Source organism: Salinibacter grassmerensis (assembly GCF_947077765.1).
Taxonomy (GTDB): domain Bacteria; phylum Bacteroidota; class Rhodothermia; order Rhodothermales; family Salinibacteraceae; genus Salinibacter; species Salinibacter grassmerensis.
Genome location: NZ_CAMTTF010000005.1, coordinates 102,791 through 120,710, shown reverse-complemented (window position 1 = coordinate 120,710; position 17,920 = coordinate 102,791). Strand labels below are relative to the sequence as shown.

Below are 17,920 nucleotides of genomic sequence, written 5' to 3'. Positions count from 1 at the left end.
AACGTTCCCTCCAGCGATCGCCCGCGTCATGACCACATCCCCCGACGACAACCGCGTCTGGCGTGTTTTCTACACCCGGGCCCGGGCCGAAAAGAAGTGCGAAACCCGCCTGGACGAGCGGCGCATCGACGTGATGGTGCCGAAGAAGACGGAGGTGCGGCAGTGGTCCGACCGCACGAAAGAGGTCACCGAGCCGCTCTTCCGCAATTACCTCTTTGCCCGGGTCGACGAGCGAGACCGCCTGCGCGTGCTCCGCACGAACGGCATCGTGCGCTGCGTGCACTTTGATGGCGAGCCGGCTCGCCTCCGCGAGGAGACAGTCGAGCGGCTCCAGAAGGCCCAGGCGGTGCCCGAGCGGCTCTCGACGGCGGATCTCCGCCCCTCGGTGGGGGAGACCGTCACGATTACGGGGGGGCCCGAGCGCCTGCAGGGCCTGACGGGGGAGGTATTGCAGCACCGGGGGCAGACCTACCTGCTGGTGCAGGTGCAGGCCGTGCGGCAGGCCGTCAAGATCGAGGTCGCGGCGGACTGGGTCCAGACGACGTCCAACACGTAGCGATCAGGCCTGAGGTGCAGCGGGGCGATTGGGGGCGGTCCGGCACCCGCACACCAGCGGTCCGTACAGCGGGGAGCGGATTCACTTTCAAAACCGTCCTGTCTGCTCCGGTGACCGTCAATGTCGTCCTGCCCCTTCCGCTCGATCAGGCCTACACGTACCGCGTGCCGGAGGCCCTAGCCGGGACGGTCCAGACGGGGGCACGGGTGCTGGTGCCGTTTCGCAACCGGCGCCTGACCGGCGTGATCGCGGGCGAGGGGCCGGCGGCCGAGACGCTCAGCTTTGAGGTGAAGGCGGTCCTGGACGTGCTCGACGACGTGCCGGTCTGCACGAACGAACTGTTGGAGCTGACGAAGTGGATCGCCGACTATTACGTCTGTCCCTGGGGGGAGGCGCTGAAGGCCGTCCTCCCGGCCGGCACCACCGTCGAGACGGAGCACCGCCTAGCCCGCACCGACGCCGCGCCGGACGCCTGGATGGACCACGAGGGAGGACGGGCCGTCCTCGACGACCTGGCGGAGCGCGGCGAGACGACCCTCGCGGCGGTCCGCAAGCGGGTGGGTCCCGCCGTGCCGCTCGCCCTTGTCCGCCGCATGGCCGCGGACGGCGTCGTGGAGGTGGAGACGGCCCTGTCCGACGAGCGAGTGGCGCCCAAGACCGAAACGCACCTCCGCTTCGCCCCCGCCTTCCAGCACAAGGACGCCCCGGACGACCTCGTCGAGCAGCTGCGCGGCAAGAAGCAGCGCGCCGTGATCCGGGCGCTGGCGGGCTTCCGGGCCGAGGGCACCCCCGAGCCGCGCCGGACCGACGTGATGGAACGGGCCGACGCGTCGTACTCGACCGTCCGCAGCCTCGTGGAGAAGGGCATGGTGGAACTGGTGGAGAAGGAGGTGATGCGCTCGCCCCTCGACGACCTGCCCGCGCCCGACCCGCCGCCCAACCACGACCTGCTGCCGGCCCAGCAGGATGCTCTCGACGCCGTCACCAGTGCCGTAGGCGCGGACCGCTACGGCACCTTCCTGCTCCACGGCATCACGGGGAGCGGCAAGACCGAGGTCTACATCCGCGCACTCAAGGCCGTCCGGGAGCGGGGGCGTACCGGCATTATCCTCGTACCCGAGATCGCCCTCACGCCGCAGACCGTCCAGCGCTTCCGGGCGCACTTCGGCGACGAGATTGCCGTCCTCCACTCCCAGATGAACATGGGCGAGCGCTACGACGCGTGGCGTCGTCTGCGCACGGGGGAGGCCGCCATCGCCATTGGCCCGCGCTCGGCGGTCCTCGCGCCGCTGGAGAACCTGGGCCTCATCGTGGTGGACGAGGAGCACGAGACCTCCTACAAGCAGTTCGACCCGGCCCCGCGCTACCACGCCCGCGACGTGGCGGTGATGCGCGCCCACCGCACCGACGCGGTGTGCATCCTCGGCTCGGCCACGCCCAGCCTGGAGAGCACCATGAACGCGCGCTGGGGCAAGTACGAGCGGCTCGAGCTGCCCGAGCGGGTGCCCGATGCGTCGGGGAAGACCGCCGCGCTCCCCGACGTCCGCGTCCTTGACCTCGCCCTGCAGCGCAAGAAGCATCAGCTGGACGGCGCCCTGGCCGATCCGCTCCGGGAGGCCATCCGCACGCGCGTGGATCGGGGCGAGCAGACGATCCTCCTCCAAAACCGCCGGGGCTACGCGCCGGTTCTGGAGTGCGAGGACTGCGGCTGGGCCCCCGAGTGCCAGAGCTGTTCGGTGAGCCTTACGCTGCACCGAAACGGTGGGGGGGAGCAGCTCCGGTGCCACTACTGCGGCTACGCCGCCCGCGTCCCGCACCAGTGCCCGGAGTGCGGCGGCCGCGACATCCGCCAGATCGGCACGGGCACCCAGCGCGTGGAGGCGGAGCTCGACGACGTCGTCCCCGACGCGACGATCCTCCGCATGGACCGCGACACCACTCGCGAGAAGCACGGCCATCACGACCTCCTCCGCCGGTTCGAGAACGGGGCCGACATCCTCCTGGGCACACAGATGATCGCAAAGGGGCTCGACTTCAGCCGGGTGACGCTGGTGGGGGTGGTCGACGCGGACGTGGGGCTCCTCTTTCCCGACTTCCGGGCGGAGGAGCGCACGTTTCAGCTCCTCACCCAGGTGGCCGGGCGGGCGGGTCGGACCCGTGAGCTGGCCGGCGAGGTGATTCTCCAGACCCGCAACCCGGACCACATGGCCCTCCGCTACGCGCAGGAGCACGACTACGAGGGCTTCGCGGAGGAGGCCCTGGCCGAGCGCCGCGAGCTGGGCTACCCGCCCTTCGGGCACGTGGCGACCGTCGAGTTTCGGGGGCCGGACGCGGATCGGGTGGAGCGCCTCGCGGAGAACTGGACCGAGCAGCTGCGGCAGCACGCGGGACCGGCCGGGGTGATGGGCCCCGAGCCGGCCTTCATTCAGCGCGTAAAGAAGCAGCACCGCTATCGCACCCTCCTGAAGGTGCGAGGCGGCAGCCCGGCGCCCCTCCAAACAGCCCTGCGCCGGACGCGCGACGCCCACGGCACGCCGCCCAATGGCTACCACGTAGCGGTCGACGTGGACACCCAGGACGTGTTGTAGGCGTCTCGAGACGGCGGGGCCGCCGCCGAGGCGATGCGTGAAATCGTCAAACCCATGCGTGATCTGTACAAACGGGAGACACGACGGCGCCAGATCTATGCATGGATTTGCGCAATATCTACCAGCACAGTTGTTTCGGATTTCCCATTCTGTAGAGGCGTCTTTGAAGGGGCCCGTGGCGATGCGAACGGGGCCGGAGAGGCGCGACGATCTCGTCCCCCCCTGTCCAAACGTGCCGTTCCGCGCTATGCCTGCTCGTGTGTCGAACACGGCGTGTCTGCTCTTCTCTGCACTTATTCTGGGCCTCGTGCTCAGCGGCTGCGACGCGACGGCCCCCGTCGGGCCGGACGCGGACGAGGAGGACGCCTCGTCGCTTTTCCAAAAAACCAGCGACCTGGGAGCGCGGATGACCGGCCTCCGCAAGACCGCCTCGCTGACCCGTGCCGCGTCCCCCGAGCCCTCCTCGACGAACGGGCCGGGGCGCGTTGCGCTCGCGAGTGTGACCCGGGTGGCCCCGCCCCGTGACACGATGCGGGTCGGCGCTCTCACCCACGCGGGCGGCACGATGTACATTGGATACAAGACGCCGGGGGCGGCCTTCGGAGGGGGCATCGACCGCCTCGATGCGAGCGCCCCGACGACGCTCCTCGCCCCGAGCAGTCTCGGCAGCGATATGCTCGACGTGGAGGACGTGGCGTACGACGACGAGGAAACGGCCATGTACGTGACTGGGGGACTGCGTCCCTCCGCGTACAACGGCGACCTTCGGGGCACCCCGGCCGCGCTGCTGAAGCTCGATGAGGTAGAGGCCCCGCGGGCGACCGTGGCGGGACTGGCCGGGTCCGTCGGAAGCGGCGTTGCCACGGCGCCGGAGAGGGACCGCGAGCATGATGTGTACGCCGTGTCGGATGAGGGGACCCTGTTTCGCTTCGATGCTGCCCTGAGCACCGAGACGCGCCGGGCGGTCTCCGGCGCAGCGCTGAAATCGGTGGCCGCTACATCGAGCGCGGTATTCGCGACCGGTCGGGACGGAGGGCTGTACGCGGAACAGATTGAGGGCGACGGGGCCTTCACGGAGGTCTCCGGTCTCGGCAACGGGCGCGTAGAACAACTGCGGGCGGGGAGCGGATCGGCCCTAAACGGGGAGCGCCTGTTTCTGGCACTCGGATCCCATGGGTTGGCCGTCCTCGATGCGGAGAGCGGCGATGCGCTGTTCCGCCGGTCGGGCCCAGCCTACACCAGTGTCTCTCTGCACGAGAGCGACCCGGCGGTGCCGAACGAGCCGTCCGGGTTCGTATACGCCGCCCGCCCGGACGGCCGCCTCGATGTGTATCGGGTGGACGATCGGGGGCTCGACGCGGGCGACGTCGGCACCGGGCTCCGCCTGGTCGGGACCATCGACCTCGTGGGACTGGCAGGGGTAGGGGCCCCGATCCGTTCGGTCGTGGGCGTCGGCTGTCACGTCTACGCCGCCGGTGCCAACGGGGGGGTAGTGGCGCTGACGATGGGCACGGTGCAGGGCTGCGGACGCGGGGGGCACCAGCTGCCCGCGGCGGCCGCCGACCGCGACGAGACGACCGAGCGAGAGGCGACGACCACGACGGTTCTGGAAAACGATACGGACGCGGACGGCGCGCTCGACGCCTCGACGGTGCAGGTTCGGCGCACGCCGGCCCACGGAACGGTGCGCGTCGACGAGTCGACCGGCGAGGTGACCTACACGCCCGAGCCGGGCTTTACCGGGACGGACGAGTACACCTACAGGGTCACCGACCGGGACGGGTGGACCTCTGGGGAGGCCACGGTCACGATTACGGTCGAGGCGCTGGCGCCCCCACCCCCGCCAGGCGGGTGAGAAAGTCGTCTCCGCACGACTGTTGCGTTTCGACGCACAACGCGGTCCCGAAAGGTCGGCCGTGAGCCACGGATTGATCATGACACGCCAGGCCTGGCACAATGAACGCAGGACTTCTTCCCCCACTCGTAGAGCCGCCGTCCGGACTGCGGACTCGGCCCTTGGTGCTCGTCGTGGACCGGAGCGCCAATCGCCGCCTGTTCCTGCAGACGAGCCTGCGGGAGCGATGTCGGGTCGTCACGGCATCGACCGCGGCGGAGGGGACGATGCACCTCCGTCGCCGCTCCCCGCGGGCCCTTGTTGCCGGGGGGCTACCCGGCAGCGCGGCACGGGAGGCGCTTCGGGCAGAACTGCAGGGGTCCGAGGCGCCCGCGACGCTGAAGCTGTGGGTGACGCGTCCATCCCCCGAATGGTCCGACGCGGCCCTCCGGCATCCCTTCACGCGGGCCAATCTGGTTCAGGCCGTCGCTCACCTACTTCCCGACGGGACGTTGCCCGACAGCGAACAGCCCGGGACGGACGTGTCCCAGGACCAGTCCCCTCCGCGGCAGTAGCGACGGCGGGGTCAGTCCGTCGTCCATACGCGCGTTCCGCGGGGCGGGAGAGAGAGGGCCAGGGGGGATGAGGACGCCGAGAGCGGTGCATCGGCGGACGGCGGCCAGGCGGCCGAAAGGGGCCCTGTGGGCAGGGCGGCAGTCTCAAGGACGACCTGCGCCGCATCCGGGCCGGCGTTGAAGGCGATGAGGGCCGTTGCGTCGCCCAGCGTTCGTCGAAGCACGAGCGTCCGCCCGCTGGCATGTAGGACCTCGACGCGACCCGTGCGCAGCACCTCGTGGCGGTGGCGCAGGGCAGTGGCCGACCGGTAGAACGAGAGCAGGTCCGTGTCCCAATCTGCTTCGTCGCGCGGAAACGCCTCGCGGCAGTGCGGATCCCCAGCCGCCGAGAGCCCGATTTCGTCGCCGTAGTAGATGCAGGGTGTGCCCGGCATCGTCATGAGAAAGAGGACGGCCTGGCGGAACGCGGCGGTGTTGTTGTTCAGAATCCACTGCGCCCGGGCCATGTCGTGGCTGTCGAGCAGGTTGAGTTGGGCACAGGTGGCCTCCCACCTGTAGAGCGCCAGAAGCCGGTCCAGTTCGTCGGCGAGGGCCGGGGCGTCGATTGGGTCGAACGTGAGATGGGCCTTCGAGTAGTCGCGCAGCGATCCGGCCCCGAAAAAGCTGAGGGTGACGTCGAGCAGCGGGTAGTTCATGAGGCCGTCGAACCGGTTGCCCTGGAGCCAGGACGGGGCCTCGTCCCAGATTTCGCCCACGAGGTAGGCCTCTGGATCGGCGTCCTTTGTGACCGTGCGGAAGGCTTCCCAGAAGCCGTCCGTCTCAATCTCGCGGGGCACGTCGAGGCGCCACCCATCGATCCCGAACTCGATCCAATGGCGGGCCACGTCGAGGAGAAAGTTCTGCACCGGTGGATGGTCGGTGTTGAACTCGGGCAGGGCGGGAATGCCGTACCAGGCAGCGTAGTTGTGAGGCTGATCGGAGGCGTAGGGGCGGAGGGGCCAGTCCTTGATCTTGAACCAGTCCACGTAGGGCGAGTCGGGCCCGTTCTCGAGGACATGGTGAAAGGGCCAGAAGCCGCGACTCGCGTGGTTGAAGACGCCGTCCAGGACGACCCGCATGCCTCGGGTGTGGGCCGCGTCGAGCAGTGCACGCAGGGCCTCGGTGCCGCCCAGCAGGGGATCCACCTCGTAGTAGTCGTAGGTGTGGTAGCGGTGGTTGGCCGCCGAGGCGAAGATGGGAGTGAGGTAGAGGGCCGTTACGCCCAGGGCGTCGAGGTAGTCGAGCCGGTCGATGACCCCGTACAGGTCCCCGCCCTGGACCCCCTGCTCCTCGGGCGGCGTGCCCCACGGCTTCAGCCGTACCGCGTCCTGCGCCTCCACCTCACCGCTCCGGGCGAAGCGGTCGGGGAAGATCTGATAGAAGACGGCGTGCTTGGCCCAGTCGGGAGTCGTCATGCGCTATCGAGAGACTACGCCGTGCTTGAGTCGATACAGCGGCGGAGAAGGGACCGGACGTGCTGCTGCTCGTCGTCGTTGGTGGTGTGGCCCAGCCCCTCGTAGATGCGGGTGGTGACGTCCGCGTTGAGGGCCCGCAGCACATCGGCGGTCACCACCACGCGCTCCCGAGGGATATAGGGATCCTGGTCGCTGCAGCCCAGAAAGACGGGGGTCGTATCGAGGGAGCCCGCGTAGTCGAACGAGGCGCCTTCGGGGCCGATGAGGCCGCCACTGAGCCCCACGACGCCGCCGTACCGCTGCGGGGTTTGGGCGACGTACGTGGTGGCGAGACAGGCGCCCTGCGAGAACCCGAGCAGGACGGTGCGCTCGGGACCGATTCCCACGTCCTGTAGCTGCCCAAGCACGTCGCCGATGGTCTCCAGGGCCGACGCGAGTTCCGGCTCGTTCTGGTCGCGGGGGGCCATGAACGACTGGGGGTACCACGAGCGCATCCGGGCCTGAGGGGCAAGGTGGGCGACGTCCGGCACGTCAAGGTCGTCGGCGAGCTGCAGCATGCCCTGGGCGGAGGCGCCGCGCCCGTGCAGGAGCACGAGCCCCGCCTGGGCGTCATCGAGCGCGGCCCCGCCGGTGTGCACGGGCTGGTCCTGGTGGATGACGTCGGTGCTCATGGAAGAGATGGAAGGCAAATGGGGACGAGGAATCCGGGCGGGTCAAGGGGCGGTGAGCGTCGGGAGGGCGCTCTCCAGGTCGGCACGGCGGGGCTCAAGGTGCTCCGGCAGCACGAGGGACTGGCCGAGCTCCGCCTCGCTCTCGTCGACGAGGAATCCGGGCCCGTCCGTGGCGATCTCAAAAAGGAGGCCCGATGTCCGGTCCGGGTCGCGGAAGTAGACGGAGCGGAAGTAGTGGCGGTCCTTCACGTCGGTCACCTGGAGGCCGTGCTCCCGCAGGCGAGACTGCCACGCCCGCTGGGCCTCCTCATCCGGTGCCCGAAAGGCGATGTGGTGCACCGTGCCCCGGCCCATGCGGCCGGACGGGTGGCGGTCGCGCACGAGCAGGTCCACCGCGGTGCCGACGCCCGTCCCGGGCCCCTCGAGGCGCACGACGTCGCCGTCCGTGCCCGCCCGGGTCCAGCCGAATACGTCTGTGAAGAGCTCCGGGGTCCGGTCGTCGCGAAAGACGGGCAGGGCGGGTGCGTGGAGGCCCCGAATCGCGAGGCCCGCGGGCACGGGGCCGTCGGTCCAGGGCGTGGCGTCCTCGGCGGCGTCGGTGCCCACCAATGCCAGTGATAGCCCACTCGGGTCCGAAAAGTGGAGGCGGCGTTCGTCGAGGCGGGTCTTCATCTCCGGCTCAATGCCGTGCGCGCCGAGGTGGTCGCGCCAGTCGGCCAGGGTGTCTTCGGGTACGGCAAACGCCACGGTGCGCACCATGCCCGCCCCGCCCCGTCCACTTGTGGCCTGCGGCCAGGGAAAGAAGGTCAGCGTGGTCCCGGGGCGCCCCGAGGCGTCGCCGTAGTAGAGGTGGTGTGTGGTCGGGTCGTCGAAGTTGACGGTTGTCTTGACCCGGCGCAGGCCGAGCACGCCCGCGTAGAAGTCGAGGTTGTCCTGCGCGTCGCCGGATAGGGCCGTGATGTGGTGAACGCCGGAGAGGGAAGCGTCGGGCATCGGGAAGAGGCGTCGAGGCAAAGTGAGTTCGGTCCCTCACGCCACCGAGGGGGCATCCGTCTGGTCAACGATGGCCAGGGTGCAACGGCTCGCACACACGAGTTGATCGTCTGCATCTCGAATCTTGACCGCCCACACCTGTGTGGTGGGCCCGGTGTGGAGCGGGGTGGCCGTGGCCGTCAGCGTCCCATCCCGCACGGGGCGCATGTGATTGGCGTTCACCTCGAGGCCCGCGGCTCCCTGTCCATCCGGCGTTGCCAGGAAGCCCCCGAGGCTGGCCGCCGTCTCGGCCAGGACCACGCTCACCCCTCCGTGCAGCAGCCCGAAGGGCTGATGATGATCGGGCGTCACCGGCATGGTCGCAACGACGCGCTCAGCAGTGGCCGTCTCGACCGTGATGTCGAGCAGGTCGGCGACGCCGCCGAGGGAATCGGGTAGGGAGGACATTGATGGATCGCGCCCGCTGGGCACAGAAGGCAAGCTCGTCACGGCAAGGACGACGGGGGCGGCCGACGGTCAGTCCTCAAACGCCGTGAGTGCAATGGTGGTGTTGTGGCCGCCGAAGCCGAAGGCGTTGGTGAGGGCCGCCGAGACGTCGCGTTCCACGGCCTCGTTGGGGGTGTAGTTGAGGTCGCAGTCCTCGCCCGGCGTCTCGTGGTTGATTGTCGGGGGCACCTGCCCGTCGCGGATCGCGAGGATTGACGCAATGGCCTCGGCCGTGCCGGCGGCGCCGAGCATGTGGCCGGTCATGCTCTTGGTGGCGGACAGGTTGAGGTTGTGGGCGTGATCGCCAAATACCTGCTTCACGGCGTCCGATTCGATTACGTCGCCGACGGGGGTGGAGGTGGCGTGCATGTTGATGTGCTGCACGTCGGTCGGGGCCAGGCCGGCGTCGTCGAGCGCCTTGTCCATGGCCAGGGCGGCCCCTCGTCCGTCCGGGTCGGGGGCGGCGTAGTGGTGGGCGTCGTTCGATTTGCCCACGCCCGCCACCTCGGCGTAAATGGGAGCATCGCGTTCGCGGGCGTGCTCCAGCGTCTCGAGCATGAGGGCGCCGGCGCCCTCGGCGGGCACGAATCCGTCCCGGTCCGCGTCGAACGGGCGGCTCGCCTTCGTGGGCTCGTCGTTTCGGGTCGACAGGGCCCGCATCGAGGCGAAGCCCCCCACGCAGAGCTCATTGATCGAAGCCTCCGTGCCGCCCACGAGCATGGCGCGGGCGTGACCCTGGCGCAGAAGCAGGAGCCCGTCGGTAATGGCGTCGTTGCCGGTGGCGCACGCGCTCACGACGCAGTGGTTGGGGCCGCGCAGCGTATGCTCCATGGCGACCAGGCCGGCGGCCATGTTGCTGATCATCATGGGCACGAAGAAGGGAGAGATGTGCCGCGCCCCGTTCTCGTCGAGGTCGAGCACCGAGTCGACGAATAGGTTGCTGCCGCCCACGCCCGTGCCGAAGATGACCCCAATGTCGTCTCGTGTCTCCGGGTCGAGGGCATCGGTGTCGAGGTCCGCGTCGTCGAAGGCCTGCTGGGCAACGGCCAGGGCGTACTGACTGAACGGGTCCTGGCGCTCGGCCAGCTTCGCGCTCATATAATCGGTGGGGTCGAAGCCCGCAATTTCGCACGCGATTTTGGTGCGGACGTCCGACGCGTCGAACTTGGTAATGGGGCCCGCCCCGCTCTTGCCGGCCCGCAGGCCGTCCCAGAACTCATCGACGGAGTGGCCGAGGGGCGTGAGGGCCCCGAGGCCGGTAACGACGACGCGGTGAGAGGGAGCGGTAGAATCCATGAAGCAGGCAGGCTGGTCGGTAGTCAGTGCAGGGAGGCGCGAGCGTGACGATGCCCTGCGGGGGGCTACGGGCAGGGCCGACGCTCGTGGAGACGAGACCGTGCGTGGGGAAAAGACCGTGACGGGGGCGGCTCCCCCCGCCCTCCAGGAAACGCATGTCGACGTACCCAGAACAGTGCCTTTGCTCTTCAGGCATCACTTTTTCCTCGGAACTGTGTAGTGTATCGTCCCACCTGCTCCGAAACAAGGGGTTCCGATGGGGTCATGCGGATTTAACCAAGTGAATTGGGGGTCTCAGGGCGGATAGGCGAAGAGAGCGGCACCCGTTGAACCGGCTGATCTGCAGGCGCTCGGCCGGCTTTCTTCTGAGCTTCGTATTCTTATATTGGGGGGTGACGGAGCGCCGGTTGGGCCCAGTGATTGCTCCCGCCTCCGCATGCTCTCTTACCCGACTCCTCACGAGTTGAATCCCGATACGTAATGTCTACTCGTTCTGCCTTTCGCTTTGATCCCCGGGCCATCGTGGGGTCCTTCCTCACTGGCGTGGTCTTCGTCGTGCTCTTTACCTGGATGACCGGAAATGCGTTTGGGGCCCCCACTTTCCCCTTGCTCGCCATGATCTCCGGCTTTATCCTCGCGGGGGCGACCTATGGGGCCCTGAGTGAGGGCGAGACGGTGCTGGAGCCGGCCCTGGCGGCGGTACTGGTGGCCGTCGCGGCCTACTTTATCATTTCGGCGCTCGGCCTGCAGGCGTTCGATTCCCTCGTGAGTGACGGGGCCTTCACGTACACGATGGTCGTCGCTTTCCTCAACGGGCTCGTCCTCACGTTCGGGGGAGCATGGGCCGGAGAGACGCTGCAGCGGACCTACGCCGAATCGGAGTCCGCGGCGCTGTCCTGGGACTGGGTCATGGCCGGAACCATCCTCGGATTCGCCGTGAGCCTATTCCTGGTGAACTTCGTGATTTGGGTCTTCGGCCTCTTCGGAAATCCGGCGGCTGCCATTGACGCGCCCTACGCCTGGGTGATGCTGCTTGTCGTCTTTTTGGGGCTGGAGGCCACCGGATACGTCTGCGCGTTCCGCTCGCCGGGGGACACATCGTACGAGGCGGCCGTCGCGGGCCTCATCACGCTCGTCCTCCTGATCGACGTCTTCGTCGTCGCACTTGGCGGCGCCAACATTCTCTCTTACGGGCGCATGGCCCTCGTTCTCGTCATTGGCCTCGTCGCGTCCCTCGTGGGAGGGTACATTGGAGAGCGGCGACAGGCGCAGGTGGGGTCGGGGCGTCCGTCCGAGGCATAGCCCCAACGGCCCCGAGGCCGTCGTTGGGGACGATCGGCTACGGAAACGCCGCGAAGGCCGGGCATTCGTCCGGGGTAAGCGAAGGCGGACACTGGATCGTGACGTCCCGGGTGGCCTTCACGTAGCTGGCAAAGACGCCGGTGCCGCCCTCCACGTCCTCAATGACATTCGGAATCTCCCCGGGGCCGAGCCCGCCGCCCGGCCCGCCCGGCGACTGGGCCTGCTGGGAGCGGATGAGGTTGAACAGGTTGTCGTCAATGACGTGGACGCCGATCTCGTTCGGGCCGTAGAAGGCCACAGAGATCCATGGGAGGGCCGTGGTAATCCGCCCGTTCGCGTCGCGGGTGAAGTTCGCCTCGTTCCGCACCCCCGAAGAGGTGGTGCGGTAGGTGCGGATGCTGTCCTCGTCTGAGTCGTAGAGGTCTGCGTAGAACGGCGTCAGTCCCCGGCGCAACTGAGACTCCGGCCGCCCGAAGTCGGCCAGAGAAGTGGAGGTGATCACGAGCACAGCCTGCTGCTCGCGGTCACTTTCCGGCGGGGTGATCGTGAAGGCGGGCTGCCGGGTGGTGTCCCCGTGCACTGCCGTCGTATTCTTGGCATCCACGATCGAGATCGTGTCCGGTACGGTGGTGGTGGCGGTCAGGGTCGCCTCGTCCGTGGTCACGGACAGCTCGTAGGTCGTGCGGGGGCGCACTCGCGACGCGGCGTCGGGCCGGTATATGCCCGGCTCTCGCTCGCTGAAGCCGACTGTTTCGGTGGGCGTCCCCCCGTCGCTCAGGCGGCGCACCTCCACGGTTGCCCCCCTCACAGCCGTCTCGGAGGCCACGTAGGCTTCGTTCGTGCCGACACTGCGGGTGAGGCGGACCGGGGGCATGGACGCGCCGCCCTGTAGATAGGCCTCCACGACGACCTGTGTCTCGGGGGTGGGGGCGGTGGTGGTGTCGCAGCCGACGAGCCCAGCCGTGAAGAGCAGGGGCAAGAGAAGAAGAACCAGACGGCGCATGGATGCAGAGAAGTAGTTGGGGGGCACGCAGGGGGCGAGACACGCCGCGCCGGGTCAGAACGTGAGGGAGAACGAGACATTCGGCACCGGAATGGGAATTTGGGGCGTCACGGATCGGTCGAGCGTGCCGTCCGACTCGTTCTCGAACTGGTAAAACCAGACGTTGCGCCGCCCATAGGCGTTGATGGCCTGCAACTGCAGTTCGTACTCGGCAATCCCGAAAAATTGCCCGGTCCGGGCCACGCCCACGTCAAGCCGGTGGTAAGGGGGCAGGCGTGCGTTGTTGAAGGGACTCACGAGCACGTTCTGGGCTCCTCCCACGCCCGGGCTGAACGAGAAGGGACTGTTCACCAGCTCGTAGCGTTGCTTGGGCTGCGTGTAGGCCTGGCCGGTGGCGTAGTTGAAGGTGCCGGACGCCCGCCACTGGTCGGTGAAGTGGTAATTGAGGGCGAGCGTGAGCTCGTGCGTGCGGTCGAAGTTGGGCGGGTAGTACTGCGGTGTGCCCGCTTCGGACGGGTTGACGTTTGGGAAGCGCCGCTCGGTGCGGCTGAGGGTGTAGCTCAGAAACCCGTTTAGGCGGCCCTCTGGACGCCGGATGAGCACCTCTGTGCCGTAGGCGCGCCCGTCGCCTACCTGAAAGCGATCGGCGTACGGCACGCCCGCCGCGTCGGGCAGAAAGGGGTCCAGCTCGAACAGGTCCCGCATGGTGCGGGCGTAGCCCTCGACCTCGAGGCGCCACGCGTCCCCCAACTGGGCGTTGACGCCCAGGGCAAACTGGTCTCCGTAGGAGGGGAGCAGGCCCTCGTCGGTCATGAGCCAGGAGTCGAAGGCCGTGAAGAGCTGACTCGTCTCCAGCGTAAGAAACTGGTGGTAGCGGCCGTAGGCGGCCTGCAGCTGCACCGACGATGTGAGGTCGTGCTTGACCGAGAGCCGCGGGGCGAGCCGCAGGTAGGTCCCCTCCGAAAAGTAGGTCGCCCTCAGTCCGCCCCGGATCGTCCAGTCCGAGGCCGGGGTGTAGGTGTCCTTCAAGTAGAGGGCCGCCTGCTCGCCCTGCAGGCGCTGGTTGAAGGTTTCGTTCCCGTCGAACGTGCTCCGCAACTGGAACGTGAGGCGACTGGCGTGCAGCCCGGCCTCCACGGTGTGCTGGTCGCCCGGGACGTATTCCACGCCCGCCTTCAGTGACGCGTCGCTGACTTCGTTCGTCTGGGTGAAGCGGGTCCCGCCGAGCTCAAACACCGGCGTGCTCTCGTAGCGGGAGCCCGCGACCGTGAGCGTCGAGAACAGCTGATCAGAGAAGAGGTGGGTCCAGTCGGCGCTGAGGGTTCGGTTGCCGTAGCCCACGTCGAACTCCTGCCCGTCGCCGGGCCGAAGAAGGAGCTGGTCCTGCCCGCCGTACACGGCCAGCGAGAGGTCGTCATTGGGCCCTGCGTCGTAGGTGGCCTTCGCGTTCACGTCGTAGAAGTAGAAGGTGTCGGGGAGCCCGTCCACGTCGTCCAGCGCCGCGAGCAACGGTTCGAGCGTGGAGCGGCGCACGGCCACCATGTAGGAGCCCGCCGGGTCGTCGTCGCGTCCGCCGTAGGGCCCTTCGATATAGCCCCGGGTCGCCAGCGTGCTCAGGCTAAGCCCCCCGGTGGTCTCGCGCCGATTTCCGTCCTTGTTGTAAATGTCGACGACGCTCCCCAGTCGCCCCCCGTACTCGGCCGGATAGGTGCCCTTGTAAAGCTGCACGTCCTTGATGGCGTCGGGGTTGAAGGTGGAAAAGAACCCGAAGAAGTGGGTCGGGTTGTAGACGGTCGTGCGGTCGAGCTGGATGAGGGTCTGGGCCGGCCCGCCGCCCCGGATGTACAGGTTGCTGGAGTAGTCCGAGGCCGTGGTGACGCCCGGCAGCAGCGCGAGAGAGCGGAAGAGGTCCGGCGTCAGGACGGAGGGGAGTTCGGTGATCGTCGCGATGGGGAGCTTGTCGAGCCCCATGCGCTGCTCACTGGCGTCGTCCTGTTCGCCGGTCACGACGACCTCCTCCGTCTGCAGATCGGCGGGCGCGAGCTCTACGTCGAGGCGCTTTGTCTCGCCGGCCCCCAAGGTGACCGTCTCCGTGTGGGTCTGATAGCCGAGGTAGGAAACCACGATCGTCTGCGGGCCGGGCGGGAGGGCCCGGAGCGTGTAGTACCCGTCGTTGTTGGTGGCGACGCCCCGGCTGGTGCCCTCCACAACGACGTTGGCCTGAAGCAGAGTCTCCCCTGTCTCCGCGTCGCGCACGTATCCGTTGAGACTGGCACGCTCCTGCCCAAGCGCGGGGGGCCCCGAGAGGCTCAAGACGACGGCACAGAGGCCGAGGAGAGCGACGGCGCGAACGTGACGCATACGGATAAGAGATCTGGACGGAGTGTGCGACCCTCCCCAACAGATCACTCAGGCACGTGGTGCGGCGGTGGGGAACGAATTGCCCACGCAGGGCGATAGCGGCGTCGCGTGCTCGTAGAATCACGTTGGAAAAAGCGGTCCGCAACTCCCCGTTCCGGCGACCGGGCTGGCTTGAACGGCGAATGGGGCGCGTTGGTGGGCGGTCGCCCCGCCCGTAGTGGTTTTGATATCGCCGCATGTGCGGCTAGCTCTTCTCGCCGACCAGCGGATAGCCCGCCCGCCGCCATCCAGCGTGGCCGTCCTCAAAGTCGATCACGTTTTTGTAGCCCTTCTCTTCAAGGGCCCGGGCGGCCTTGGGGGAGACGTCACACTCCGCATTGGCGCAGTACACCACGACGGGCGCGTCCCTGTCGGGCACGAGCGTCTCCACCTGTTCGATGTCGTCAACCGGAACGTTGACGGAGCCTGGAATGTGCTTCGCCACGTGGGCCTCCCGCGGCAGGGTGGTGATGAGAACCGGCGGGTGCTCGCTTTCGAGCGTGTCCTCGAGGTCATCAGCGGAAACAGTTTTCAGTGACTCGGGCAAGTCGACGGAGGAACGGGATAGAGCAGCGAGGAGGACGTGTCTATGGGTAACACTCCGAAATCGGCGGCGTCCGGCGCAGGATCCTCCGTCGCCGCAGGGAGGCGAGGCGTTACACGTCTTCAAAAAGTCTCTGGAAGGGAGGCGGATCTGCCCCTCAGTGCAGTCGTTGATCGCCGCCGGTTCATCGTTGCATTCATCTCCGTCCCTGACATGCGTCCTTCTCGACTGCTTCTTCCGTGCTTGCTTGTTCTATTGGTGGTCACGCCCGCCCGGGCCCAAGACACGTCCGACGTGGCGTTCCGGGTGCAGATGGCCGACAGCGTCGTGGTGACGGCCTCCCGCATGGCCTCGGCGGCGCAGGAGACGGGGCGCCGCGTGAGCGTGTACACGCAGCAAGACATCCAGTCCCTGTCCGTCAACAGCGTGGACCAGCTGCTCAACGTCGCGGCGGGGCTGGACGTGAAGAGTCGGGGCGGCTTTGGCGTGCAGAGCGACCTCACGATGCGGGGCTCCACGTTCAACGGCGTCCTTCTGCTGCTGGACGGAGCGCGCATCAACGATCCGTACACGGGCCACTTTTTGATGGACCTGCCGGTGCCCCTCTCAGAAATTGCCCGTGTAGAGGTGCTTCACGGCCCGGCGACGGCCCTCTACGGCCCCGATGCCCTGGGCGGGGTGGTCCATCTCATCACGAAGACGGCCCTCCGCGGGACGGATGTGCAGGCGGACGGAACCACGGCCCGGATTGACAGCCGGTACGGAAAGAACAATTTCTACGACATGGGGGCGGCGGCCCGCACCGCAGGGGACCAGACGGCCGTGAGCGCCGCGGCCTCGGTACAGGGAAGCGACGGCCGAAGTGTGTCGGCGGACCAGCCGCCAGAGGGAAGCAATCTCTCGAGCACGGTACAGACGGATTTCGAGCGACGGACGGCTACGGCCGCTGTGTCACGGGACCTTGAGGGCGCAACGCTCTACACCCGAGCCGGGGTGGACGACCGCGAATTTGGGGGATACCACTTCTACTCGGACTTTTCCACGGACCGAGCCCGAGAGGCAACCTCGACGTTCTGGGTGCAGAGCCGTCTGGCAAGTGCCGGGGAGGGCAACACGCCCTGGCAGATCCAACTCTTCGGCAAGCAGCACCGCGACCGGTATACATACAATCCCAATGTGGGCGCCAATACCCACATCAGTCGCCGCCTTCGGGTGCAGGGACAGGGGTCGCGCACGTGGAGCAGCGTCCGGGTGACCGGCGGCGCCTCCGCCGGCCTCCGCAGGGTCGACAGCAACCGGGACGGGGTGCACGGCGACCAGTCCGTCGGGACCTTTGTGAGCCTGCGCTGGCGTGCCACCTCCCGTCTCACGATCAACCAGAGCACGCGCGTCGACTACGACCCCACGTACGGGACGGAGCCGACCCCCCAGTTGTACGTGGCCTATAACCTCGGGCCGACGACGCTCCGTGCGGGTGGGGGGCGCGTGGTGCGGGCCCCGAACTTCCTGGAGCGCTTCATCGATTCGCCCAGCAACCAGGGCAACGCCGACCTCACGGCCGAGACCGCCTGGTCGGGGGAGGCAGGCGTGGACGTGCGCCTGCCCGCGAATCTGTCGCTTTCCGCGACGGGCTTTCACCGCAGGACCGACAACGCCATCGACTATCTCCGGAATGAGACGGAAACGGTGTTTGAGGCCCAAAATCTGGACCGTACCACCACCACAGGGCTCGAAACCGAGTTGTCGTTTGACCGGGCCCTCGGTGCCGTGGGCGTAAGTCTCGACGCGGCCTACACGCTCCTCGACGCCAGCCTCGACGGGCAGAAGCCGCCTTCCGCCTACAAGTACGGCCTCAATGAGGCTCGTCACCAACTGCAGGGCAGTGCGTCGGTGCGGGCCGGGGCCGTGACGCTGGGCTTGCAGGGACTGTGGAAGAATCGACTGCGCGATGCGTCCCTGGCGACCGACCGCTACGGGCTGGTGCACGGGCGCCTGGCCTACAACACGCGCCTCTCCGGCGCCCGCACCACGCTGTCCGTCGAGCTCCGCAATGCCTTCGACCGGCAGTACAGCGAGATCTTCGACGCGCCGATGCCGGGCCGTACGCTCCTGGTCGGGGCGGAGGTGGCGCTGTAACAGAGCGCGTGGCGGCCTACCCGCCGAAGTCAAGCCCTACAGCTCGGTGAGGAAGAGTATGCCGAGTGTGGCGCCGAGGAAG

The 17,920-nt window shown here is 68.0% G+C and carries 14 protein-coding genes; 6 read left to right on the top strand and 8 right to left on the bottom strand.

The genetic code is table 11. The features are described from left to right. Window positions 1-28 precede the first annotated feature (28 nt). The 4 genes from OJB03_RS11970 to OJB03_RS11955 all read left to right on the top strand — a co-directional run bounded on the left by OJB03_RS11970 (window position 29) and on the right by OJB03_RS11955 (window position 5,553). Complete coding sequence (locus tag OJB03_RS11970; protein ID WP_263787760.1) at window positions 29-556, top strand: UpxY family transcription antiterminator; 528 nt, start codon at window positions 29-31, stop codon at window positions 554-556. Window positions 557-666: 110 nt separating this feature from the next. Then, on the top strand, window positions 667-3,144 hold the full coding sequence (gene priA / locus OJB03_RS11965) for a replication restart helicase PriA (protein WP_263787757.1): 2,478 nt from the start codon (window positions 667-669) through the stop codon (window positions 3,142-3,144). 247 nt (window positions 3,145-3,391) lie between these two features. Continuing rightward, complete coding sequence (locus OJB03_RS11960) at window positions 3,392-4,999, top strand: Ig-like domain-containing protein (protein WP_263787755.1); 1,608 nt, start codon at window positions 3,392-3,394, stop codon at window positions 4,997-4,999. Between the two features lie 101 nt (window positions 5,000-5,100). Then, window positions 5,101-5,553 (top strand): hypothetical protein, encoded by a 453-nt coding sequence (locus tag OJB03_RS11955; RefSeq protein ID WP_263787753.1) that lies wholly within the window; start codon window positions 5,101-5,103, stop codon window positions 5,551-5,553. 11 nt (window positions 5,554-5,564) lie between these two features. On the opposite strand, the gene OJB03_RS11950 is transcribed toward OJB03_RS11955, so the two are convergent. From OJB03_RS11950 to fabF, 5 genes are all read right to left on the bottom strand, one after another. Next, the gene (locus OJB03_RS11950) at window positions 5,565-7,007 is read right to left on the bottom strand and encodes a glycoside hydrolase family 13 protein (RefSeq protein WP_263787749.1); all 1,443 of its coding nucleotides are present in this window, start codon (window positions 7,005-7,007) and stop codon (window positions 5,565-5,567) included. 14 nt (window positions 7,008-7,021) lie between these two features. Next, window positions 7,022-7,678, bottom strand: a complete 657-nt coding sequence (locus OJB03_RS11945) for an alpha/beta hydrolase (RefSeq protein WP_263787747.1) — start codon at window positions 7,676-7,678, stop codon at window positions 7,022-7,024. Between the two features lie 42 nt (window positions 7,679-7,720). Further along, the gene (locus OJB03_RS11940; RefSeq protein ID WP_263787745.1) at window positions 7,721-8,671 is read right to left on the bottom strand and encodes a ring-cleaving dioxygenase; all 951 of its coding nucleotides are present in this window, start codon (window positions 8,669-8,671) and stop codon (window positions 7,721-7,723) included. Window positions 8,672-8,707: 36 nt separating this feature from the next. Next, complete coding sequence (locus OJB03_RS11935) at window positions 8,708-9,118, bottom strand: hotdog fold thioesterase (RefSeq protein WP_263787744.1); 411 nt, start codon at window positions 9,116-9,118, stop codon at window positions 8,708-8,710. A gap of 69 nt (window positions 9,119-9,187) precedes the next feature. Continuing rightward, complete coding sequence (gene fabF, locus OJB03_RS11930; RefSeq protein ID WP_263787742.1) at window positions 9,188-10,453, bottom strand: beta-ketoacyl-ACP synthase II; 1,266 nt, start codon at window positions 10,451-10,453, stop codon at window positions 9,188-9,190. Window positions 10,454-10,933: 480 nt separating this feature from the next. Between fabF and OJB03_RS11925 the strand changes: the two genes are divergently transcribed. Next, window positions 10,934-11,755 (top strand): hypothetical protein, encoded by an 822-nt coding sequence (locus tag OJB03_RS11925; RefSeq protein ID WP_263787740.1) that lies wholly within the window; start codon window positions 10,934-10,936, stop codon window positions 11,753-11,755. A 37-nt stretch (window positions 11,756-11,792) separates the two neighbouring features. On the opposite strand, the gene OJB03_RS11920 is transcribed toward OJB03_RS11925, so the two are convergent. The 3 genes from OJB03_RS11920 to OJB03_RS11910 all read right to left on the bottom strand — a co-directional run bounded on the left by OJB03_RS11920 (window position 11,793) and on the right by OJB03_RS11910 (window position 15,705). Then, window positions 11,793-12,758, bottom strand: coding sequence for a DUF4249 family protein (locus OJB03_RS11920; RefSeq protein WP_263787738.1), 966 nt, complete (start codon window positions 12,756-12,758; stop codon window positions 11,793-11,795). A gap of 54 nt (window positions 12,759-12,812) precedes the next feature. After that, window positions 12,813-15,119 (bottom strand): TonB-dependent receptor, encoded by a 2,307-nt coding sequence (locus OJB03_RS11915; protein ID WP_263787736.1) that lies wholly within the window; start codon window positions 15,117-15,119, stop codon window positions 12,813-12,815. 244 nt (window positions 15,120-15,363) lie between these two features. Beyond that, window positions 15,364-15,705: a rhodanese-like domain-containing protein gene (locus tag OJB03_RS11910; protein WP_263787734.1), complete on the bottom strand. Its 342-nt coding sequence runs from the start codon at window positions 15,703-15,705 to the stop codon at window positions 15,364-15,366. A 240-nt stretch (window positions 15,706-15,945) separates the two neighbouring features. Here OJB03_RS11910 and OJB03_RS11905 point away from each other — a divergent pair, with 240 nt between their 5' ends. Beyond that, entirely contained in the window at window positions 15,946-17,838 is a 1,893-nt protein-coding gene (locus OJB03_RS11905) for a TonB-dependent receptor plug domain-containing protein (RefSeq protein WP_263787732.1), read from the top strand. The last annotated feature ends 82 nt before the right edge of the window (window positions 17,839-17,920 follow it).